Source organism: Burkholderia sp. BCC1996 (assembly GCF_905339955.1).
Classification (GTDB): Bacteria; Pseudomonadota; Gammaproteobacteria; order Burkholderiales; family Burkholderiaceae; genus Burkholderia.
Map to the genome: position 1 here is coordinate 1 of NZ_CAJPHM010000108.1, position 367 is coordinate 367.

The 367-nt window shown below is 65.7% G+C and carries 1 protein-coding gene; it reads right to left on the reverse strand.

Annotated elements, in window-relative coordinates; genetic code table 11:
• The coding region (locus U4Z64_RS37435) for an NAD(P)/FAD-dependent oxidoreductase (protein ID WP_415750634.1) at window positions 1–367 on the reverse strand (367 nt) is incomplete at both ends.

Sequence of the window (367 nt, forward strand, 5' to 3'; positions counted from 1 at the left end):
GGTGTCCGACTTCAGCGGCCAGCCGGCCGTGTGGATCACGAGGCCCGGCTTGTGCTTCGCGGGATCGATTTCCCACAGTTCCTTGATGCCGATCCCGTAGGCCTGCGGATCGGCGTTCGCGTCGAGCTTGAACTTCGAGATCAGCTGACGGCCGAGATGGCCGCGGCAGCCTTCGGCGAACAGCGTGTACTTCGCGTGCAGTTCCATGCCGAGCTGGAAGTTCTCGGTCGGCTCGCCGTCCTTGCCTACGCCCATGTTGCCGGTGGCGACGCCCTTCACGGAGCCGTCGTCGTTGTAGAGAATCTCCGCGGCCGGGAAGCCCGGGAAGATCTCGACGCCCAGGGCTTCCGCCTGCTGGCCGAGCCAA